This window comes from Coleofasciculus sp. FACHB-712, from assembly GCF_014695635.1.
Classification (GTDB): Bacteria; Cyanobacteriota; Cyanobacteriia; order Cyanobacteriales; family FACHB-T130; genus FACHB-T130.
In genome coordinates, this window is sequence record NZ_JACJOQ010000591.1 from 1 (window position 1) to 4,985 (window position 4,985).

Below are 4,985 nucleotides of genomic sequence, written 5' to 3' on the forward strand. Positions count from 1 at the left end.
CGCGTGTTGATTATGAAGCTAAAACGAACAACTTGGATTCTGATACTATTGGCGCTGAGTTTGGGGGGATTCGTTTATTTTTATGAAATTAAAGGTGCCCCCCAGCGAGAAGCTGCACAAGCAAAACAAAAGGAAATCTTTTCTTTTGAGAAAGACCAGATACAGGCTTTGACAGTTAAAAGTCAGGAACAAACCTTGAAGTTTGAGCGAGTCACGCAGGAAGCTGTGGACAAGACGAGTATTTCTCAATGGCAGATGAAATCGCCCAGCAACGTCCCAGCCAGCGATCCATCTATTTCATACCTGCTAAATTTACTGGTAGATGGCAAGAGCGATCGCACCCTCTCCATCTTCCCTAACCAGCTGCAAGAATATGGACTCGACAAACCCCAAGCTACGGTAGAAGTAAGGCTGAACAATCAGCAAACTCATCAAATAATTTTGGGGAAGCCTAACTTCAATAGTAGTTTCTTGTATGCTCAAATTGACCCCCCCGCACAGACCCCTCAGCAGGTAGAGGTGCTTTTAGTCCCGATAGACTTCGAGTATGGTGTAAAACGCCCTCTGTCCGAATGGAAAGCCAAGGAAGCGGTTAAAAAAGATAGTCCCGATAAAACCTCTGACAAAGCAACACCCTCTCAGTCACCTCAGCCGAGTCCGTCTTCTTCTCCAGCAAGTAAAAAAGATACTTCCAGCAAAAATTCTGACAAAGCAACACCCTCTCAGTCACCTCAGCCGAGTCCTTCTCCTTCCCCAGAAATTAAGAAAGATACTTCCGGCAAAAATTCAGACAAAGCAACACCCTCTCAGTCAAATAAACCTAGTCCCTCCCCCTCTCCAAAAACTACTAAAAACCAGCCTGCTGAAAAAGCAACACCGTCTAAGTCAGATAAGCCGAGTCCTTCTCCTTCCCCAGCAAGTCAGAAAGATACTTTAGACAAAAAACCAGACAAAGCAATACCCGCTAAGTCACCTCAGCCCAGCCCCTCTCCTTCACCAAAAAATAGTAAAACTGAGACTTCAAAAACCGAAAAGTCACCTCAGCCTAGCCCCTCTCCCTCACCATGAACAGCCCCACCGCAACGCTGCTAGTTTCCTGCCCCGATCGACGAGGATTGGTGGCAAAAATTGCTAATTTTATCTACGCTAATGGCGGTAATATTATTCATGCCGATCAGCACACCGATTTTGCGGCTGGGTTATTTCTCACCCGAATTGAGTGGCAGTTAGAAGATTTTAATCTACCGCGTGAGTTGATTGGCCCAGCATTTAACGCGATCGCGCAACCTTTACAAGCCAACTGGCAGCTGCACTTTTCCGACACAGTACCCCGTATTGCCATCTGGGTAAGCAAACAAGATCATTGTCTCTTTGACCTCATTTGGCGTCACAGAGCAAAAGAATTCTCCGCCGAAATCCCATTAATTATCAGCAACCATCCCGATTTAAAAGATGTAGCCGCTCAATTTGGCATCGATTATCATCACATTCCAATTACCAAAGAAACTAAATCACAGCAGGAAGCCAAACAATTAGAACTACTGCGGCAATACAACATTGATTTAGTTGTGCTGGCGAAATATATGCAAATCGTTAGCCCTGATTTTATCAGCCAATTTCCGCAAATTATTAATATTCATCACTCATTCTTACCTGCATTTGTAGGAGCTAATCCCTATCACAAAGCCTACGAACGCGGCGTAAAAATTATTGGTGCAACGGCTCACTATGTCACCACCGACTTGGATGCAGGCCCAATTATTGAACAAGATGTAGTGCGAGTCAGTCACCGGGATGAGGTTGACGATTTGATTCGCAAAGGCAAAGATTTAGAGCGAGTGGTATTAGCGAGAGCAGTGCGATCGCACTTGCGAAATCGCGTGCTGGTATACGGGAATCGCACAGTAGTCTTTGAGTAAGCAATATCTTACTCAAACACCATAATTTTGCTGTTTATTCCCAGATTGAGGCTTTTCAGGAAGACCGAATCTTGACTTCCGTTCTACATCTCCGATTCCTGTAGGATCGAAGCCAATCGGTACTTGATTCAATTCTGCTAATTTTTGGTCAACATAAAGAATAAACCGACTGGTTTCTGGGCGACTAAACTCATTCGGCTTTTCCGGTTCTGCACCAACTGTTGCACCAGTTGCTAAATAGCTGAGTACCTTATTTCTTAGAGAGACGTGTGCGATATATAAATCCCGGCTTGTCGTACTATTTTCATTTTGCCTAAAAATTCCCGGTAAATCGCCAAAAAATATTACAGAACCAGAGGCGACAATAAAGACGTTAATCACAGCATTATTGACTCTATCCCAGCCCTTTTTACTAATAAAGAACAAACAAATTCCTGCAACTAAAGCTGAAGCCGATGTCAAGGAAATTGAGACGTAGTATTGCTGGTAAAAAAAAGTCATAATAGTCGCGTATCGATGACTTCGTGCCTGAATTTCTTCAAATTGCTGCTTTAGCCTCGTTTTTTCATCTTCTGAAGCATTTTTTATTCCTTCACTAAGTGGAGTAAAATTCTGTGTAGCTCCCAGCCATTCATTTGCCTTTTTACTCGCAGACCATTGCATTGAAAAGTAACCAATGCCAATTAGCATTAGCAAGCTACTTGTGAGCAAGAGATGTCCCAAGAGAGTTGGTTGTTGATTTGCACCAGTTTCAAAATTTTTTAAAAAGAATTGCCAGAAACGGTTTCCTTTCTGCGTTGAAATTTTTTCTTCGTTTTGTTTGATGGAAGTTGCTTCTAGCTGTTGATTGTCTAACTTATTAGTTTGTGTCATTTTTAAAACCTCTGTAAAAGTATAAGGTATCGTGCTTAAGTTACCTGTTTAAACTTGTAAATTTTGTGTTAGAGGCGATTGAATTTTTCTCGCTCTTATACTGTACAAAAGATACGATCGTGTTCCTACAAGCGGTTTCCTGGCAACGTTTTGTGCCTGAAACTGTTACGCTGGTCGTTGCTTGACAACAGTTTTAACCTGGTTTAGGTAAGAAGTCTACTGCTAACGGTAAAGAATAAGCTTGCAGCAAGTTAGCTATCCAGATACAGGCAAGACCGATTGTGGTTGAATAAACAACCAGAAAGAGTAGGTAAGAAGTCTACTACCAAAGGTAAAGAATAAGCTCGCAGCAAGTTAGCTATACAGCTAGCCAGTGGCAGTGATGACTGCACTGTAAAGTTATGGGATGTCAGTACAGGCCAGGTTCTGCGAACCTTGCAAGCACATACTTATTTAGTACAGTCAATCGCTTTTAGCCCTGATGGTCGTACCTTAGCGAGTAGCAGTCACGACCAGACAGTAAAATTGTGGGATGTCAGTACGGGGCGCTGTGTCAGAACTTTGCAAGGGCACGCGAGTCAGGTTTGGGCACTTGCCTTTAGTCCCGATGGTCGCACCTTGGCGAGTGGCAGTGACGACCGAACGATAAAGCTATGGGATGTCCACACGGGTCAAGCTTTGAGAACTTTGTGGGGGTATACAAATCGAGTGCGGTCTGTTGCCTATTGACCTGGGAGTAAGATTCTAGCGAGTGGCAGTGGGGATTATACCGTGAGATTGTGGGATGTTTCGGACGGTAATTGCCTGAAAATATGCCGATACCAACTGGGTGTTGTCGGTTGCCTATAGTCCTGGGGGTAAGATTCTAGCAAGTGCTAGCTGCGATCGCACTGTGCGGTTGTGGGATGTTAGTAGCGGTGAATGTCTCCAAACCTTACAGGGATCTCCCAATTGGGTACTGTCAGTCGCGTTTAGTCCAGATAATCAAATTTTGGCGAGTAGTAGCGATCGCACTGTCAGGTTGTGGGATGTCAGTAGCGGTGAATGTCTCCAAACCATACAGGTGTCTACCAACTGGGTTTGGTCAGTTGCTTTTAATCCGGAAGCAAAGACTTTGGCGACTGGCAGTGGCGATCGCACTGTGCAGTTGTGGGATGTTAGTAGCGGTGAATGCCTGAAAGCTTTCCAGGGACATACCAATGGAGTTTGGTCAGTTGTCTTCAGTCCAGATGGACAAATACTCGCGAGTGCTGGGCAAGATGAAATGATTAAGCTTTGGGATGTAGCGACAGGCGAGTGCGTGAACACCTTGAGAAGTGAAAGACCCTACGAAGGTATGAATATTACTGGCGTTACAGGTTTAACAGACGCGCAGAAAGCGACCCTGAAAGCGCTGGGGGCAGTAGCGTTGGAATGATATTTTCCTCATCTTCTGCAATCCTGGGTGTAATTATATTCGCCTGTAACTCCGACTAGAAATGACTTTCTCCTAAATCGCCCTTGCCCCTCTGCCTGGAAAGCTCTGGTTTTCCGGATGGAGTGTCACAAGTTCGTATTTATATGAATAACTCCCGACGTTGATCCTTCGATTCGCTACATTGGTGTAGAACGCCATTTAGCATTCCGCCGCAAGCGGGAACCATTGTCAAAGTGGCAGCGTCTTGGAGGGTTAGGATGTTTTAACCCCTATATCCATCCATGACTCAATCGATTCCTGTATCCTGGTCAACAGCTGAAGCAACGGTTTCTCAAGCGCCGGTGCAACCTGAAAAACTGTCAAACTACGATCTAATTCTGCATTGTCAGGCGGGGCTGCGTCCTGACCGCGCTGCCTTTGCCGAACTTTTGCGCCGGTATCAGTCTCATGTCGATAAGATTTTGTACCATCTGGCTCCAGATTGGCAGGATCGGGCAGATTTAGCTCAAGAAGTCTGGATTCGGGTTTACCGCAATATTAAGCGGTTGCAGGAGCCAGTCAAGTTCCGGGGATGGTTGAGCCGGATTGCCACGAACCTGTTTTATGATGAGCTGCGTAAACGCAAACGGGTGTCTCATCCGCTGTCGTTAGATGCACCTCGCCTGATGGATGACGGCGAAATGGATTGGGAAATTGCATCTGACAATCCAAGTCCCGACGAAGACATGACGACGCGGGAATTTTATGAGCAGCTGCATGAAGCGATCGCCGATCTG

General features: G+C 45.2%; 6 protein-coding genes. 5 read left to right on the top strand and 1 reads right to left on the bottom strand.

Translation table 11 applies throughout. The features are described 5' to 3' along the window. On the top strand, positions 1–1,068 hold a 1,068-nt coding region (locus H6F50_RS21550), incomplete at its 5' end, for a DUF4340 domain-containing protein (RefSeq protein WP_242029149.1). Further along, positions 1,065–1,919: a formyltetrahydrofolate deformylase gene (gene purU / locus H6F50_RS21555; protein WP_190430286.1), complete on the top strand. Its 855-nt coding sequence runs from the start codon at positions 1,065–1,067 to the stop codon at positions 1,917–1,919. The genes H6F50_RS21550 and purU, both read left to right, overlap by 4 nt. Positions 1,920–1,931: 12 nt before the next feature. Here purU and H6F50_RS21560 read toward each other — a convergent pair whose 3' ends face one another. Continuing rightward, positions 1,932–2,792, bottom strand: coding sequence for a hypothetical protein (locus H6F50_RS21560; protein ID WP_190430287.1), 861 nt, complete (start codon positions 2,790–2,792; stop codon positions 1,932–1,934). A 435-nt stretch (positions 2,793–3,227) separates the two neighbouring features. Between H6F50_RS21560 and H6F50_RS27320 the strand changes: the two genes are divergently transcribed. The 3 genes from H6F50_RS27320 to H6F50_RS21570 all read left to right on the top strand — a co-directional run. Further along, entirely contained in the window at positions 3,228–3,521 is a 294-nt protein-coding gene (locus H6F50_RS27320) for a hypothetical protein (RefSeq protein ID WP_242029150.1), read from the top strand. 103 nt (positions 3,522–3,624) lie between these two features. After that, positions 3,625–4,209, top strand: coding sequence for a WD40 repeat domain-containing protein (locus H6F50_RS27325; RefSeq protein WP_242029151.1), 585 nt, complete (start codon positions 3,625–3,627; stop codon positions 4,207–4,209). Positions 4,210–4,490: 281 nt separating this feature from the next. Next, positions 4,491–4,985: sigma-70 family RNA polymerase sigma factor (locus H6F50_RS21570; protein ID WP_190430288.1), on the top strand; the 495-nt coding region annotated here is incomplete at its 3' end.

Bases quoted from the DNA above. Each gene is read 5' to 3' on its own strand.
- purU (WP_190430286.1), top strand. From the start codon at position 1,065: ATGAACAGCCCCACCGCAACGCTGCTAGTTTCCTGCCCCGATCGACGA.
- H6F50_RS21560 (WP_190430287.1), bottom strand. From the start codon at position 2,792: ATGACACAAACTAATAAGTTAGACAATCAACAGCTAGAAGCAACTTCC.